This is a genomic window from Pseudoalteromonas sp. FUC4 (assembly GCF_008370255.1).
Classification (GTDB): domain Bacteria; phylum Pseudomonadota; class Gammaproteobacteria; order Enterobacterales; family Alteromonadaceae; genus Pseudoalteromonas.
Window position 1 is genome coordinate 505,143 of sequence record NZ_SEUI01000002.1, and the last position, 16,146, is coordinate 521,288.

The following is a 16,146-nucleotide window of genomic DNA, read 5'->3' on the forward strand; positions in this document are numbered from 1 at the left end:
GTTCATTAATATTTACGCAGGTACGTAGTTGCACATTTGATATTAGTCTCACTTGAGAGTATCTTAACTGAAATAAAAAGAATATTAAACCAACCCCTCTCACAGGAGTCAGTAATGACGACACAATTAAGTTATATGACCGGTTTTGGTAATGAATTTGAAACACAAGCGCTACCCGATGCACTGCCAATAGGACAATTTAGCCCACAAAAGGTCAAATACGATTTATACACCGAGCAATTTAGTTCGACTGCATTTACGGCTCCTCGCGCTTCAAATCGTCGCACTTGGTTTTACCGCCTTCGTCCATCTGTAGTGCAAGGTGATTACCAAGCAATTGATAACGGCCTAATAAGAACAGCCCCAATCACTGAAGCCGTAACACCACCAACAATGCTACGTTGGAATCCTACTGATATGCCTTCACAGCCTACTGATTTTATTGATGGCTTGGTAACTATGGCAGCTAATGGCAGTGCTAATGGGCAATCTGGTATTGGCATTCATGTATATGTCGCTAATCAGTCAATGCAAGAGCGTTACTTTTGCAATGCCGATGGCGAAATGTTGTTTGTTCCTCAGCAAGGTGAGTTATTAATTCACACCGAGTGCGGTAAGTTAAGCATTAAACCAGGTGAAATTGCTGTAATTCCCAGAGGAATTAAGTTCTCAGTTGATTTAATTGATAATACAGCCCGTGGTTATATTTGTGAAAATTATGGCCACGCGCTTGAGCTTGCAGAGCGAGGACCTGTTGGTGCCAACGGTTATGCCAACGACAGAGACTTTCAATACCCTGTAGCTGCCTTTGAAGATAAAGAAGGTGACTTTGAGCTTGTATCTAAATTCAACGGTAATTTATTTAGCTGTGAAATAAAGCACTCTCCTTTTGATGTGGTTGCATGGACGGGTAACAGCTCTCCCTATAAATACGACTTATCGCGTTTTAATGTGATGAATACAGTAAGTTTTGATCACCCCGACCCATCTATATTCACTGTACTAACCTCTCCTTCTGCTACTGAGGGTATGGCAAATGTCGATTTTGTGATATTTCCACCGCGTTGGATGGTAGCCRAAAATACATTTCGCCCGCCGTATTATCACCGCAATATTATGAGTGAATTTATGGGCTTGATTGAAGGTGTATATGATGCAAAAGAGCATGGTTTTGTACCTGGTGGCGCAAGTTTACACAATTGTATGTCGCCACATGGACCTGAAGCCGACGTATTTGAAAAAGCCTCAAACGCTGAGCTTACACCACAAAAATACGAAAACACATTGGCCTTTATGTTTGAGTCGCGCTATATAATTTCACCGACAAAATATGCATTAGAAGGTAAAGAGCGCCAACCAAATTACACCGATTGCTGGCGTACTATTAAAAAACAATTTACAGGTTCACAGGATTAATTATGAAATTATACAGCTACTTTCGCTCATCAGCGGCTTATAGAGTGCGTATAGCGCTTAACTTAAAAGCAATCGATCATGAACTTGCTATTGTTAACCTTTTAAAATCGGAGCAGCTTGGGGAAGAATACTTAGCGACTAATCCACAAGGCTTACTACCTGCACTTGAAACCAATGATGGTGTTTTAGCACAATCGCTTGCAATACTGGAGTGGCTAGATGAAACTTATCCGCAATCGCCATTAATTACAGGAACCGCGTGGCAAAAGTCGCAAATAAGAAATTTAAGCTTTGCCATTGCCTGCGATATTCATCCTGTTAATAATTTACGCGTGCTGAAATATTTATCAAACGAATTAGGTGTTGATGACGAGGCTAAAAATAAGTGGTATCGACATTGGATAGAAGTTGGTTTTGAAAAAATAGAACTGATGCTAAACGAAAATGATGACTACTGCTTTGGTGACCAACCAACACTTGCTGACATTTGTTTAGTGCCGCAAGTATTTAATGCAATTCGTTTTAACGTAGATATGAGCGCTTATCCAAAAATTGCAGCCATTTACGAACATTGTAATAAATTAGCTGCATTTAATGACGCTGCACCGCAAAATCAACCCGATGCAAATTAAGCTAATTTAGATTAACTTTGTAGCGCGCTATGAATAACCGTAACGTGCTCAATTAAATCTAAGCCCAGATCAGTTAAATATCCGCCATCTGGGCTATCTATAATCCCTTTTTCAAATAAACGTTGCGCTGCGCTAAGTAAGCTTGGCTCTGCGTCTGAATGTAATTTAATACCTTGCATTTTACTGTCGCGAGGGAATTTTGCTAATAGTGTGAATTCTTCGATCATTGTTTGATTAAATTGCATTGTGTGCACCTTTTTATTTGAATCTAAGTTGTTCTGTGAATAACTAAGTTTATACTTAAAATCAGTTTGTGTACTTTACACTAGCACGTTTTTTAGCTTAATGTATTATTTTTACCCACTATTTAGAGGCCTCTAATGCGTAACTTTTTAATTCTATGTTTTTGTTTTAGCAGCTTATCGTATTCAATACTTAGTGAAGCAACAACGCTTAAAACCCATTCAATTATTGATGCAAACCAGTTTGTAAATGAAGAATCAAACTGTTGGTATGACAACAAACGCTATAGCGAAGGGGCGTTAATACAAATTCACTCATTTACACTTTTGTGCGGTGCTAAAACACCCCAGCACAGTAACAGCCAACTCATTTGGCTTAAAATAGATAAACAAGGTAATGCTATTTACCCAACAGCTCCTAAAACAATCACTGTGAATTAGCGCTAAAAGCTGATTTGAGCTACAATGCACGCAGTTTAAATAAGTAGTATGGCTATGGATAATCAACCTAAAAACCCTTTACATGGGGTAACGTTAGAACAAATACTTGTTGAGTTAGAACAGCGACTTGGCTGGAGAACACTTGGCGAGCAAGTAAAAATAAAATGCTTTACTGATCAACCGAGCATTAAATCGAGTTTAAAGTTTTTGCGTAAAACGCCTTGGGCTCGCGATAAAGTGGAAGCACTTTATATTCACACTATAAATAACAAACCTATTCGTAGACCAAAAAGTGCACCAAGAGAAAAACCTTCTCAAGCGCCGGATACAACAGGGTTTGTTTGGCCATCAATTAAAAAATGATGTAAAAAAGGAGCTAATTTAGCTCCTTTTTTGATTATAACTAACGCGATTTATTGCTCTTTGCAAATCACATTTAATGAAGCCGGCTCAATAGTAATAACCAGTTTTTGAGCGGTTTTAACTTCACCATCTAGTACGTACTTAAGCTCCCCTTCGCCTGTAATCTCGACTCTTTTAGCATTTGTATGATGCGAATTTATAGCTAAATGTGTTTGCGTTAAGCTACTAAACATAAGCTCTGCAATACTTAGTACTGTGGTTGAATCTTCATTATTTGGTGTTAACCAATTTATATCGAGTAGCCCGTCACTATGATCAGGTTGCCCGCCACCTTGAGCCAATAATGTTGTAAAAGGCGCAGCATTGGCCACGATAAAACTATTTGTACATATTTCTTTTGGCTCATTATCATCGAGTTTTACACTAAGTAATTGTGATTTTTGCTCGCCAAACGCTTCAAAAAAGCCGTTCAAATAAGCAAGTTGCCCTGATTTATTTTTGGATTTTCTATCTGCTTTTTCAATCATTGACTGCTCAAAGCCAATACCCGCAAGCAACAATACCAATTCATTATTGCAATAAGCAGTATCTATTAAACTTGTTTGACCATCTATAATTAAATCACAAGCTTGTTCTACAGGAATAAATTTAGAGCTAATACCCATTAATACATGGGCTAGTGCATTCGCTGTACCCATTGGGATGATACCTAATTTACATCGTGTATTTACAAGTATGCTTGCAACTTCTGCTACGGTACCATCGCCACCACACGCTATTATAATATCTGGATTTTGCGCAATTGCCTGTTTAGCAAGCTCAATACCATTAACCTCTTTTGAAGTAGTAAGTACTTTCAAATCGTAATAAGCCGATAGCCGCGCAACAATTAAATGCTCTTTTTCTTGCCATAACCGTGTACCAGATACAGGGTTTGCAATTAACACGGCTTTGTTTTTAATCAGCAGCTCACCTTTTTTATGACGCTTAGCTAAATGGCGAAGCTGATGCTTATTTAAGTTTGCGGTTTCGCGGGTTTCTTTTATTTTTGCAAGTACTTCATGTACATCTGCATTTTTGTTTTGGCTTAATAAATAAGCTGCCATTACAAAAACAGATCGCCCACGGCCTAAAGCACAGTGTACAACTACGCGATGATTCTCTTTAATATGGTGATGAATCCAATTAATAGCCTGATTTAACTGAGAATGGGTAGGAATACTATGATCGAGCACCGGAATGTTTAAATAATTAATATTCTCTTGTGTTGAACTCCACTCAAGCCCGTCAAACTCACACGTTACATCTAAAATTGCCGTAATTCCGTTATCTTTTAATGTGTCTATGTCTGAGGGGAATAATCGGCAAGCTAAAAATAGGTTTTCGTTTATTTGTTGAATAGGCGGCACTTTATCGCGCTTACGTGACCAGGCATTGTAAATTTGCACACCAAATAAAAATGGCACAAATGCCCATCGTATATAAAATGGGATCACCCCATTTTCACGTTTTCTAAATATTTTTGCTGTATTAAAAATATATGCGGTACTCACTAATAAAAGTGACAGCGCAGTCCAATAAAAAACAATAGCAAAATAAACAGAGTTCACTTCCCAACCAATAAAAATAAGCAGTATTGCTAATAGTAAATAACTAATTGCAGCCCACATAGTCTCTCCTTTGTGAAAATAATGCCGATTTATAATCTTAATTTAAACGGCTTTATGTAATCTTTTGCAAATATCAAGCCATATAAATGCCATTTAAAATTCAAATAATAAAAGTAAACCATTGATATATAGCGTTAATAATAAAATAAATTTAAGTGCGATCTACTCTTAGTGCATTTTTTACAAACATGTGAATAAATTATACTTACACGTCTAAATTTCAAACACTGATCGGTTATTGCTTGTACTAACGTATAAAGCAGCTAATCTAAAAAGCAATTAAATTTTTTGCATCCAAATTACACTCTCAACCGTTTACTCAATGATAATAAGAAAAACAGGACCCCTATGGATAACGATGATTTACTCCCTCTTTTGTGCGCAACAGCACAAGGAGATAAAAATGCTTTCTCAAGTTTATATCAACAAACTAGCGGCAAACTTTTTGCTATTAGTTTAAATATGCTCACTAACAGAGCTTATGCGGAAGAGGCACTACAAGACGCTTTTATAAAAATTTGGCATAACGCATCTGAATATAACGCCTCTAAAGGCACCGTTATTAGTTGGATGATAAGCATAGTCAGATACAGAAGTCTTGACTCACTGCGCTATCACAAAGTACGAAAAGAGCAGTCATTAGGCGATGACGAATATGAAAATGAGAATGTAAGTATCGACGTTAATTACGATGAAGAAACAAAACTGGTCAATTGTATCGAACAGCTTGAGCCGCAACAAAAACAAGCTATTCACCTAGCTTATTACAAGGGGCTGAGTCATAGCGAGTTGGTGGATCATATAGAAACGCCATTAGGAACAGTTAAAAGCTGGATCAGGCGTGGGCTTATGCAGCTACAAAGGTGTTTTACATTATGAATTATAATAAACCCGAACTATTAGACGCGCTTGCTGGGCAGTACGTGCTTGGCACACTTAAAGGGCTTGCCCGTAAGCGTTTTCAGCGTCTGTTGCTCAGTTCAAATCAAGCACGTGAAGCAACAAATATGTGGGAGCAAAACTTAAACAACTTAGCGAGTGCTATTACACCACAAACACCACGTGACGATGTATGGATAAATATATTACAGCGTATTGAAAACAGACCACAAACAAGTAAAACAGTCATACATACCAAGCCCTCAATTTGGCGTACATGGTCTTTTGTTGCAACTGCCGCGTGTATTGTTTTAGCCTTTTTAGTTATTCAACCGAGTACCAATGTTATGCAAACTCAGCAAATTGCTTTGGTTCAAAATCAAGACAAGCAATCATTGTGGTTTATTGATGTAAGCGAGCAAGGGCTCTCAATTAAAGCCAGTAGCCAATTAGTTGCTCAAACTAATAAAGATTATGAGCTGTGGATGATTTTAAAAGGTCAAGATGCACCTATTTCACTGGGTTTACTGCCCAAGCAAGGCAGTAAAATATTATTTAAAGATAACCGCTTTAACTCAAGTGATATCGCATTGCTAGCAGTGAGTTTAGAGCCTATTGGTGGCTCACCAAATGGCTCTCCTACAGAGGTGCTTTACACCACAGAGCTAGTACTTTTATAAACTCACTATTATGATTAAAGTTGGCTGCTTACATAAAGCAGCCAACCTTCCCTTTAACTTTTTAACAAAAAATAAAAATAATTTAACTTTTTTGCATCCAATTTAAATCCTGCCCCGTTATTAGCTATGACTTCAATCAAAACTAAAGGACAAAGTCATGAAAGCTTTAACTCCATCAATACTCACAGTAGTAATATGTAGTACGTTTGTAAGTGCACCAAGTGAAGCATCTAGCCACAGAGAAGCGCCAAATATAAGCCGTTTCCCGACTTTAGATTCAACCGATTTTTATGTATTTAATAGTTACGAGCAAGGTCGTGATGATTTTGTAACATTAATTGCTAACTATATCCCGCTGCAAGATGCCTACGGCGGTCCTAATTACTTTGCAATGGACCCAGATGCTACCTACAGCATTCATATCGATAACGATGGCGATGCTGTTGAAGATATTACATTTGCGTTTAACTTTAAAAGCATGCTTCCTAACGATAATAAAGGTGTGCAATTAACTGTTGGACCTGAAGGTAATCAACGCACCGTGTCTGTACCGCTTAAAAATGTAGGCGGTGTATCTGCCGGTAATGACAGCGCTGTAAATTTTAGCGAATCATACACAGTAAGCATGATAAGCGGCGCGCAGCGTACTGGCGAAACGACGGTATTAAACAACACTACATCAAACTCAAGCACATTTTCTAAACCGCTTGATTATGTGGGCAATAAAACATTTGGTTCAATGAGCGATTATCAAACTTATGCTGACCAATTTGTGTATCAGGTTTCTATTCCTAACTGTGAAAGCATGGCACAAGTTTTTGTAGGACAACGTAAAGACCCATTTGTAGTTAACCTAGGCAAAACATTTGATTTAGTTAACTATGTACCTGTAGAGGGCGATAGTGCCCCTGGTGCTGGTGACGGCGGTGGTTTTCCTGGTGGCATAACACAATCAGCTGATAACGACGACCTTGCAGATAAAAACGTAACATCAATCGCTATCGAAATACCTAAAAGCTGTATTGTTGGTGAAGGTAACGGTGTAATTGGCTCGTGGACAACAGCAAGCCTACCTCAAGCTCGCGTATTAAACCCTAATGCTAAATTTGCTAATAACGCCGTTAATGGTGGTGCTTTAACACAAGTTTCACGCTTAGGTAGCCCGCTTGTAAACGAACTTGTAATTGGTATTAAAGACAAAGATACATTCTCAACAGCACATCCTAAAGATGATGCACAATTTTTAGATTATGTATCTCACCCAGCACTACCAGAATTATTAAATATTTTGTTTAAAGATGCTGTTAACACAACCCTTGGCGCAAACTTAGAAACACTGGCACCCACTAACTTTCCGCGTACTGATTTAATCACTGCATTTTTAACGGGTTTTGCAGGCGTTAATCAACAAGCAACGGTAACACCTTCAGAAATGCTGCGTTTAAATACAGGCATTGCAGCAACAGCGCAGGCTGATCAATCTGCATTTGGTGTAGCGGGTAATGATTTAGCCGGCTTCCCAAATGGTCGTCGCCCAGGTGATGATGTGGTAGATATTGCACTTCGTGTTGTGATGGGTCGTTTATGTCATCCTATTCCAGTAAATGGTGAAGACACTGACTTAGGTCTTTGTGCACCAGAGGATGCTAATACAGGCACAGTGCCATTTACAGACGGCGCGCCTATTGATGCAACAATGATGGACTCAACATTTCCATACCTTGCAACACCTATTGCAGGATCTAAATAAGGGGTTAACTAATGCGTAATTTAAAAACTACCCATATTTGTGTTCTCCTCAGTGCATTAACATTGGGTGCATGTAGTAACGATGACGATAAAAAACAGCCTACACCGCTTGTAAACACAGCGCCTACAGCAAGTGATGCAATGCTAACTACACAAACTGAAGTAAGCATTACCGATATGCTTAGCGCAACCGACAATGATGGCGATTCACTGACTTACTCATTAACAAGTGAACCAACTCTTGGGACTGTTACCGTTAATAGCGATGGTAATTTTACCTATACACCAAATAAAGAAGCGACAGGTTCAGATAGCTTTATGTTTGGTGTAAGTGATGGCGTTAATTCGCAAGTAACTGCAACAGTAAACATTACAATTGACGCACTACAAGTCGACTTTGCTCAATTTGCAACCAATGCATTCAATCAAGCCCCAAATGCAGAGCCGTTAACTGTTAACGGTCGGGTGTTTACAAACACTGAGTCTGATGTTGATGGATTAATTTCAACAAACGGTAACTAAATTAGCAACTAAACAAGTCATTAAGCTGACAGGCCATGGATGGCTTTTTTCAAAGGATATTTATAATGCATTTATCAATTTTTAAGTCCGTCGCATTTATTACTTTATGCCTAACACCCTTTGCGTCAAGCGCTGCGCCATTTACCCCAAAAGATAATGCAGTTATTACTAAAAGTAATTCAACGCTTAGTGCCTCTCTGTCTGTTGAAGAAATAAATACATTAGTCACTAACAGCCAATATGCAGGCCAAACAGAGCGCTTACAGGGGCTACTTAAAACTCGTTTAGCTCAATTATACAAACAAACCCCCACATCTCAAATTGGTTACTTGTATGCTCGTGTTTTACAAAAAGAGCACCTTTTTGACGAAGCTATTAACATTGCTAACAGCGTCTTGATTAAAGAGCCAAAGCACAGTAATAGCCATTTGTTGCTGGCCAATATATTAATGACCCAAGGTAAGTTTGCACAAGCAAAAAAACACTGCATCGCCTTAATTGGGCAAGTAAGCACTATTACTGCTAGCACCTGTGTACTTGATGTACAAAGCCAACATGAAAGCGTTTTAGACAGCTACCAAGCATTAGTAAAAATTATAAATAATAATCAAACTAGCCTAGCTACAAACCATGTTTTAAGTGAAATGAGCTATCGTTTAAATAACTACAAACAAGCGTTGTCTCACTTACAAAGTGTAGATTTAGTTCAAGCCCCAGTGAGCCTTATTGTTTTATGGGCCGATATTCAAATTGCTCTAAACCAACCGCAACAAGTATTAAATACATTAAGCGTACTGCTTCCTGATAAAGGCAATTTAGAGGATGCTATTTTGCTAAGACTTTCAATCGCAGAAAAAAAACTGAATAAACGCGATAAAAAATGGCAAAATACAATGGCGCAAAGAGTTACACTACGAGAGCTTCGTAAAGATTCATTTCATGCAAGTGACTTAGCTAAATATTACCTTGATGTACAACCCAATCGCGAAAAAGCACTTTACTGGGCTCATATTAATTGGCAACAGGCTAAAATGAACACCGATGAGCAATTACTTATTCAAGCAAAAGCGATGCAACGAGATACACTATGAAAACGCCTTATCTATTAATACTCACTTTAATGCTGTGCATTTTTTCAACTTACAGCTTTGCCCATCAACTAAGTACAAGTTATATAACCTTAAATAGCGAGAACAATAACGACACCAACAAAAACCAATACACGGGTACTTGGCAAATTAATATAGCCGACTTAGAGCACGCAGTGCCTCTGGATTTAGATAAAAACGGGCAAATTTCGTGGGCAGAAATAAAAGCAAAACGCAGCTCAATTAATAACTTCATTGAAGAAAATTTAAATATCACGCAAAACGCGCAAATATGCTCTTTAAAAAGTGAAGGTATCTATCAGCTAGATAACCATTTTAACCAGCCTTATTTGGTGATTCCGCTGCAGTTTGGCTGTGATGATAATGAAGCAATCACCCTTTCCTATTCTGCTTTTTTTAAAACCGATGCTAATCATAAATCTATCGTAAATATAAACGGCTTATCTCGTGTATTTAACATAAACGAGGCACAACAAACGTTCAGCTTTGAGCAAACAAGTTATTTAAGTACGTTTAATCAATACGTGTATCAGGGTGTTTTACATATTTGGATTGGTATTGATCATATTTTATTTTTAATCGCTTTGTTACTTACCTGTGTTTTAAAACGCAGCGATAAAGCATGGCAAGGTATTAGCTCTAAAAAACAAATTATTAAACACACAGCATGGATAGTAACCGCGTTTACGCTTGCGCACTCTATTACGCTTACAGCCACCGCTATGAACTTAGTCTCACCAAATAGTCGTTGGGTTGAGCTTGGAATTGCTATATCGGTTTTATTTGCAGCACTAAATAATGTCTGGCCGTTGGTACTTCGTTTAGGTTGGCTAACTTTTGCTTTTGGTTTACTACATGGGATGGGATTTGCGAGCGTACTTGGCGAGCTTGGCTTGTCGAGCGACTATCAACTGCTTAGCATATTGGCGTTTAATTTAGGCGTCGAAATCGGTCAACTTAGTATTTTACTAGTAGCCTTACCAATACTCATGTATGTACGAAACTACACGTGGTATAAAAAGTGGGTAATGCCAATGGGCTCCGTTGCTATCGCAATTGTTGCACTTCAGTGGTCAATCGAGCGATTTTAAACAAACTAAAATAAAAGTAAGCTAGCCAAAGTATTGGCTAACTTACTTTTTAGATATCTATTTTGAGCGTTACTGCGCTTTATCAAATGGCATCAGTAACGTTTTCATCGCAGGGCGAAGCGCTATCAGTACCGTTTCTTCAGTTAGCTCAGGGTAGAGTAACTTTCTAAGTAATAACCCTGCCATCATCGAAAAAATTACATTAATTCGGCTTTCAAGTTCAAGCTCATCAATATCTTTGAGCGTACTTCGCTCACTTGTTAAAAGTTGCCTCATACGTCCGCGTGCTTGAGTATCCATATCACGTAGCAATGAAGCTACTTTAACATTTCGACCTGCTTCAGCCATCATATCTAAGTCAACAACACATGCCCCAGTGTCCATATGCCTTTGAACGCCAATATTTAAGCCATCAATAAGCGCTTGAAGTACATCACCAGGATGATCTTCAAACTTTTGAAAGATAGAGAACATTTCTTCCATATCTTTTTCAATAATGCTTTCTATAATGGCTTCTTTGCTTTCAAAGTAATTATAAATATGGCCAGCACTCATTCCTGCCGTTTTAGATATTTCTGCCATGCCTGCACCGTGGTAACCTTTACGGCGAAAACACTCTGCAGCAGCTGTTAATATTTGCTCACGCCTAGCCAGTGCTATCGCGGGATCTGTTTGCCTTTTTGCTTTAGGCTTCATGTTCAACTCCACTACCAAGCCATAAACTCGGTAAAGCAAGAGCTATAAATAGTCTCGCCATATAAATATGTAATGCGGCTTTAAAAGCCGCAAATATTATTTCTCTTCCTGAGTTGTTTCACTGGCTGCATTCCATCCGCCACCAAGCGCTTTGTACAAGTTAATTTGACTCGCAAGATACGCTTGCTGACCCGCAATTAACTGCTGTTGCGCACCGTACCACGTACGTTGAGCATCAAGTACTTGCAAGTAGCTATCTGCGCCTTTTTCGTAACGCATTTTAGATAAATCAAACGTGGTTTGTCGGCTACTTATAAGCATATCAAGCGCACTTAACTGCTCTTGATAACCTTCTCTATCAGCAAGTGCATCGGCAACTTCGCGAAACGCATTTTGAATTTTTTGCTGATACGTTGCCACTGCAATTTCTTGATCTGCTTTTGCTACATCAAGATTTGCTTGGTTACGTCCCATATTAAAAATAGGTAAGCTAATAGTTGGCACAAAACTCCATGTACCTGAGCCTGAATCAAACAAGCCACTTAAATCACTTGAAGCAGACCCCGCATTGGCTGTTAAGCTAATACTTGGATAAAACGCCGCACGTGCAATACCAATATTGGCATTAGCAGCAAGCATTAAATGCTCAGCGGCTTTAATATCAGGGCGCTGCGATAACAGGTCAGACGGTAAACCAACGGGAACTTCTGGCATGCTGATCAAGTTAGTTAGGTCTTTATTAGGCAGTAAATCAGCTGAAACAGATTTACCTACTAATAAATCTAAGGCGCTTTTATCACGCTTTAATAAACGTTTGTACGTTGCTATGTCTACTTTTGCCGTAGCAACTGTGCTTTTGAGCTGCTCAAGAGTTATAGAAGACGTCGCACCTAAATCAAAGCTTTTTTGCGTAAGCGATAATGACTCTTGCTGAGAGGTAAGCGTTTCTTTTGCAAGCTCAAGCAGTTGCAAATCAGTTGCATAATTAAGCCACGCATTTGCAAGCTCTGAAATTAAAGACACCTGCGTGCTGTATTGGCTAAGCTCTGTAGAGTATAAGTTTTGCAGTGCTTGCGCTGATTGATTGCGTACTTTGCCCCAAATATCTAGCTCGTAAGAAGTAATACCCACTGTTGCACTGTATTGCGAGTTAATAGCTGCATCGCCAATACCTGACAAATCAGCTGGTAAACGCTGGCGCGTACCAGATGCGTTTAAATCAAGCGATGGATACAAAGCAGAATCTTCAATTTGATACAAACCACGCACACGTTGTACGTTAAGTACTGCAATTTGCATGTCTTTATTATGCTCAAGGCTTTGCGTAATTAATGTTTGTAGTTTTTCATCATTAAAAAACTGCTGCCAATTTAATTGTTGCGCAGCGCTTTGCTCAGTACCTGATGCATAAGCATCAGATACTGGTAGAGCAAGATCTTTTTGCTCTGGTGCAAGTTGACAACCGCTTAGCACCAATAAAGTAATTGCACTTAGGCTGAATGTTTTAATGCTCATTCTGCGCTCTCCTTTGTTGTTTCTTTAGCTTTACCAGAAAATACACGGCGAACTAACACAAAGAATAACGGTACAAATACAACAACTAATATTGATGATGCAAGTGTGCCGCCAATAATCGAAATACCTAACGCATTTTGCGCTCCAGAGCCCGCGCTTGAGGCGATAGCGAGTGGGATTACACCACAAATAAACGCCATTGAAGTCATTAAAATCGGACGTAAACGAAGGCGCACAGCAGCAACTGCTGCATCAACTAACCCTAGCCCTTCATCCATTTTATGAATCGCAAATTCAACAATCAGTATCGCATTTTTAGAGGCTAAACCAATGGTGGTCAACAAGCCTACCTGCAAATAAATATCGTTAGATAAGCCGCCGCCTAGTGCTGCCATAATTGCACCAAATATACCCAGTGGCACAATCATCATTACCGCAAACGGTACTGACCAACTTTCATAAAGTGCGGCTAAACATAAAAATACAAACAACAGCGATAAACCATATAATAAAGGTGCTTGACCGCTACTAGAGCGCTCTTGGAATGAAATACCAGTCCACTCAGACGAGATACCGTTAGGTAATTGTTTAACTAAACGTTCCATTTCATCCATTGCTTGGCCGGTACTGTAACCCGGTGCTGCACTACCTTGAATTTCCATTGCTGAAAAACCATTGTAACGTTCTAAACGCGGCGAACCATACGTCCAGTAAGCACTAGCAAACGCTGAAAACGGCACCATATCGCCATTATTATTGCGCACATACCACTTATTTAAATCCTCAGGCACCATGCGAGATTGCGCATCACCTTGCATATACACTTTTTTAACTCGGCCACGGTCAATAAAGTCATTCACATAACTACTACCCCATGCTGTCGAAAGCGTACTGTTAATATCGTTTTGCGACACACCAAGCGCTTCGGCTTTTGCAAGGTCTGTATCAAGTTGCAGCTCTGGCATATCTTCTTGCCCATTTGGACGCACACCCGCTAAAATTGGACTTTGACTTGCTAAACCTAATAATTGATTTCGTGCAGCTAATAACTCATCGTGGCCTAATCCTACACGGTCTTGTAAGAAAATATTAAAGCCATTAGCAGTACCCAATTCAACAATTGCAGGTGGTGGGAATGCAAACACAAACGCTTCTTTTATTGTTGAAAAGTAACCCATCGCTTTACCTGCAACACCTTGAACAGATAAATCGTCACGCTGACGCTCATCCCAATGTTTAAGATTTACAAAGGCAATTGCTGAGTTTTGACCAGAACCTGCAAAACTAAAACCAGTCACTGTAAAAATACCGTTTACCGCTTCAGATTGTTCGTTTAAAAAGTGATTTTCGACTTTCTTAACAACTTCTAAAGTTTGTTGTGTTGTAGAGCCTGCTGGCAATGACACTTGGTTAAACAAAATACCTTGGTCTTCGTCTGGTAAAAATGCGGTTGGTAAATGTGAAAATACATACACCATGCCACCCACTATCACTGCGTAAATAAGTAAGTAACGCTTAGAGTGATTGATCATTCGGCTTACAAAGCCTTGTGCACCGCGATTCGTTTTATCAAAACCTCGGTTAAATCCAGAAAAAAACTTACCAATAAACGAGCTATCGTCATGGACATGGCTTGGTTTTAATAACGTAGCACACAGTGCTGGTGTTAAAATAAGGGCAACCAAGACCGAAAGTCCCATCGCAGATACCAATGTAATAGAGAACTGACGATAAATAATACCAGTAGAGCCACTGAAGAATGCCATTGGGATAAATACCGCAGAAAGTACCATAGCAATACCTACCAGCGCGCCTTTAATTTCGTCCATTGATTTGCGTGTAGCTTCAAGTGCCGAGAGTTTTTCCTCGGTCATTAAACGCTCAACGTTTTCTACCACAACGATTGCATCATCTACCAATAATCCTATGGCAAGTACCATCGCAAACATCGTTAGCGTATTTATTGAATAACCAAAGGTGTATAAAATACCAAATGTACCTAGTAAAACCACAGGCACGGCAATAGTTGGAATAAGCGTTGCCCTAAAGTTTTGTAGGAACAAATACATAACTACAAAAACAAGTACAACAGCTTCAATTAAAGTGTGAATAACTTTTTCAATAGATAACGATACAAACGGCGTTGTATCGTAAGGTATTACAGCATCTAACCCTTCAGGAAAAAAAGGTTTTAGCTCTTCAATTGCTTTTTTAACGCCCTCTGCGGTATCAAGTGCGTTAGCACCACTGGCTAATTTAATACCTAAACCTGATGCTGGTTGTCCATCGTAACGAGCAACAACGCGGTAGCTTTCACCACCAAGCTCTACTTTAGCAACGTCCTCTAGACGTACAAAAGAGCCATCTGGATTGGTTTTAACTAATATTTGTCTAAATTGCTCTGGCGTTTGTAATCGACTTTGCGCCGTTACTGTTGCATTAAGTTGCTGACCATCAACGGCTGGCATACCACCAAGTTGACCGGCAGATACTTGTGCATTTTGCGCACTAATTGATGCGCTAATATCAGCTGGTGTAAGCTTATAATTTTGTAACTTTGCAGGGTCTAACCAAATACGCATCGCGTACTGAGAACCAAACAACTGTACTTCACCTACGCCTTCTACACGCGAGACAATGTCTTGCACATTTGATGAAACATAATCGCCAATATCAATATTGGTCATGCTGCCATCTTTAGACACAAAAGCATAAACCATTAAAAAGTTACGCGCTGACTTTGCAACTACCACACCTTGTCTTTGTACGGCTTCTGGTAATAATGGAGTCGCTGTTGCTAGTTTATTTTGCACTTGGACTTGTGCAATATCAGGGTCTGTTTCGGCACTAAACGAAAGTGTAAGCGTAGCAGAACCACTCGACTCAGACGTAGATGACATATAAAGCAAGCCATCAAGCCCTTTCATTTTTTGCTCAATAACTTGTGTTACCGTATCTTCAAGTGTTCGTGCAGATGCTCCAGGGTACGTTGCAGTAATACTCACTGCAGGTGGTGCAATTGAAGGATACTGCGAAATAGGTAAACTCCTAATCGCCAAAATACCTGCAAGCATCACTACAATAGCGAGTACCCAAGCAAATATCGGTCTATCGATAAAAAATCGTGACATTAAAACTCTC

Annotated in this window: 15 protein-coding genes; 10 read left to right on the forward strand and 5 right to left on the reverse strand. The window is 39.3% G+C overall.

The features are described 5' to 3' along the window. Positions 1-114 precede the first annotated feature (114 nt). A complete protein-coding gene (gene hmgA, locus EU510_RS08245; RefSeq protein ID WP_149593071.1) occupies positions 115-1,416 on the forward strand; it encodes a homogentisate 1,2-dioxygenase in 1,302 nt (433 codons plus the stop codon). 2 nt (positions 1,417-1,418) lie between these two features. After that, a complete protein-coding gene (gene maiA / locus EU510_RS08250; RefSeq protein ID WP_149593072.1) occupies positions 1,419-2,048 on the forward strand; it encodes a maleylacetoacetate isomerase in 630 nt (209 codons plus the stop codon). An 11-nt stretch (positions 2,049-2,059) separates the two neighbouring features. On the opposite strand, the gene EU510_RS08255 is transcribed toward maiA, so the two are convergent. Further along, the gene (locus EU510_RS08255; protein WP_007375551.1) at positions 2,060-2,293 is read right to left on the reverse strand and encodes a TIGR02647 family protein; all 234 of its coding nucleotides are present in this window, start codon (positions 2,291-2,293) and stop codon (positions 2,060-2,062) included. A gap of 135 nt (positions 2,294-2,428) precedes the next feature. Here EU510_RS08255 and EU510_RS08260 point away from each other — a divergent pair, with 135 nt between their 5' ends. Both EU510_RS08260 and EU510_RS08265 read left to right on the forward strand, forming a co-directional pair. Continuing rightward, entirely contained in the window at positions 2,429-2,731 is a 303-nt protein-coding gene (locus EU510_RS08260; protein WP_008134362.1) for a DUF1496 domain-containing protein, read from the forward strand. A 54-nt stretch (positions 2,732-2,785) separates the two neighbouring features. Beyond that, the gene (locus EU510_RS08265) at positions 2,786-3,094 is read left to right on the forward strand and encodes a VF530 family DNA-binding protein (protein ID WP_149593073.1); all 309 of its coding nucleotides are present in this window, start codon (positions 2,786-2,788) and stop codon (positions 3,092-3,094) included. 50 nt (positions 3,095-3,144) lie between these two features. On the opposite strand, the gene EU510_RS08270 is transcribed toward EU510_RS08265, so the two are convergent. Beyond that, the gene (locus EU510_RS08270; RefSeq protein ID WP_149593074.1) at positions 3,145-4,764 is read right to left on the reverse strand and encodes a diacylglycerol kinase family protein; all 1,620 of its coding nucleotides are present in this window, start codon (positions 4,762-4,764) and stop codon (positions 3,145-3,147) included. 348 nt (positions 4,765-5,112) lie between these two features. Here EU510_RS08270 and EU510_RS08275 point away from each other — a divergent pair, with 348 nt between their 5' ends. The 6 genes from EU510_RS08275 to EU510_RS08300 all read left to right on the forward strand — a co-directional run bounded on the left by EU510_RS08275 (position 5,113) and on the right by EU510_RS08300 (position 10,794). Beyond that, on the forward strand, positions 5,113-5,643 hold the full coding sequence (locus EU510_RS08275) for a sigma-70 family RNA polymerase sigma factor (RefSeq protein WP_149593075.1): 531 nt from the start codon (positions 5,113-5,115) through the stop codon (positions 5,641-5,643). Next, a complete protein-coding gene (locus tag EU510_RS08280; protein WP_149593076.1) occupies positions 5,640-6,323 on the forward strand; it encodes an anti-sigma factor domain-containing protein in 684 nt (227 codons plus the stop codon). Before EU510_RS08275 ends, EU510_RS08280 begins: the two co-directional genes overlap by 4 nt. A gap of 157 nt (positions 6,324-6,480) precedes the next feature. Further along, positions 6,481-8,073, forward strand: coding sequence for a DUF4331 domain-containing protein (locus EU510_RS08285; protein WP_149593077.1), 1,593 nt, complete (start codon positions 6,481-6,483; stop codon positions 8,071-8,073). 11 nt (positions 8,074-8,084) lie between these two features. Further along, positions 8,085-8,594 carry an Ig-like domain-containing protein gene (locus tag EU510_RS08290; RefSeq protein WP_149593078.1) on the forward strand — a complete coding sequence of 170 codons (510 nt, stop codon included), beginning with the start codon at positions 8,085-8,087 and terminating at the stop codon, positions 8,592-8,594. Positions 8,595-8,659: 65 nt separating this feature from the next. After that, entirely contained in the window at positions 8,660-9,685 is a 1,026-nt protein-coding gene (locus EU510_RS08295; RefSeq protein WP_149593079.1) for a tetratricopeptide repeat protein, read from the forward strand. Next, positions 9,682-10,794: a HupE/UreJ family protein gene (locus EU510_RS08300; protein ID WP_149593080.1), complete on the forward strand. Its 1,113-nt coding sequence runs from the start codon at positions 9,682-9,684 to the stop codon at positions 10,792-10,794. Before EU510_RS08295 ends, EU510_RS08300 begins: the two co-directional genes overlap by 4 nt. 69 nt (positions 10,795-10,863) lie before the next feature. Here EU510_RS08300 and EU510_RS08305 read toward each other — a convergent pair whose 3' ends face one another. The 3 genes from EU510_RS08305 to EU510_RS08315 form a co-directional block, all read right to left on the reverse strand. Next, positions 10,864-11,490 (reverse strand): TetR/AcrR family transcriptional regulator, encoded by a 627-nt coding sequence (locus EU510_RS08305; RefSeq protein WP_149593081.1) that lies wholly within the window; start codon positions 11,488-11,490, stop codon positions 10,864-10,866. Between the two features lie 96 nt (positions 11,491-11,586). Further along, the gene (locus EU510_RS08310; protein ID WP_149593082.1) at positions 11,587-13,005 is read right to left on the reverse strand and encodes an efflux transporter outer membrane subunit; all 1,419 of its coding nucleotides are present in this window, start codon (positions 13,003-13,005) and stop codon (positions 11,587-11,589) included. Continuing rightward, on the reverse strand, positions 13,002-16,136 hold the full coding sequence (locus EU510_RS08315) for an efflux RND transporter permease subunit (protein WP_149593083.1): 3,135 nt from the start codon (positions 16,134-16,136) through the stop codon (positions 13,002-13,004). Before EU510_RS08315 ends, EU510_RS08310 begins: the two co-directional genes overlap by 4 nt. Positions 16,137-16,146 lie beyond the last annotated feature (10 nt).

Bases quoted from the DNA above. Each gene is read 5' to 3' on its own strand.
- EU510_RS08300 (WP_149593080.1), top strand. From the start codon at position 9,682: ATGAAAACGCCTTATCTATTAATACTCACTTTAATGCTGTGCATTTTT.
- EU510_RS08255 (WP_007375551.1), bottom strand. From the start codon at position 2,293: ATGCAATTTAATCAAACAATGATCGAAGAATTCACACTATTAGCAAAA.
- EU510_RS08305 (WP_149593081.1), bottom strand. From the start codon at position 11,490: ATGAAGCCTAAAGCAAAAAGGCAAACAGATCCCGCGATAGCACTGGCT.
- EU510_RS08290 (WP_149593078.1), top strand. From the start codon at position 8,085: ATGCGTAATTTAAAAACTACCCATATTTGTGTTCTCCTCAGTGCATTA.
- EU510_RS08315 (WP_149593083.1), bottom strand. From the start codon at position 16,136: ATGTCACGATTTTTTATCGATAGACCGATATTTGCTTGGGTACTCGCT.
- EU510_RS08260 (WP_008134362.1), top strand. From the start codon at position 2,429: ATGCGTAACTTTTTAATTCTATGTTTTTGTTTTAGCAGCTTATCGTAT.
- EU510_RS08285 (WP_149593077.1), top strand. From the start codon at position 6,481: ATGAAAGCTTTAACTCCATCAATACTCACAGTAGTAATATGTAGTACG.
- EU510_RS08275 (WP_149593075.1), top strand. From the start codon at position 5,113: ATGGATAACGATGATTTACTCCCTCTTTTGTGCGCAACAGCACAAGGA.
- EU510_RS08310 (WP_149593082.1), bottom strand. From the start codon at position 13,005: ATGAGCATTAAAACATTCAGCCTAAGTGCAATTACTTTATTGGTGCTA.
- maiA (WP_149593072.1), top strand. From the start codon at position 1,419: ATGAAATTATACAGCTACTTTCGCTCATCAGCGGCTTATAGAGTGCGT.
- EU510_RS08265 (WP_149593073.1), top strand. From the start codon at position 2,786: ATGGATAATCAACCTAAAAACCCTTTACATGGGGTAACGTTAGAACAA.
- EU510_RS08270 (WP_149593074.1), bottom strand. From the start codon at position 4,764: ATGTGGGCTGCAATTAGTTATTTACTATTAGCAATACTGCTTATTTTT.
- EU510_RS08295 (WP_149593079.1), top strand. From the start codon at position 8,660: ATGCATTTATCAATTTTTAAGTCCGTCGCATTTATTACTTTATGCCTA.
- EU510_RS08280 (WP_149593076.1), top strand. From the start codon at position 5,640: ATGAATTATAATAAACCCGAACTATTAGACGCGCTTGCTGGGCAGTAC.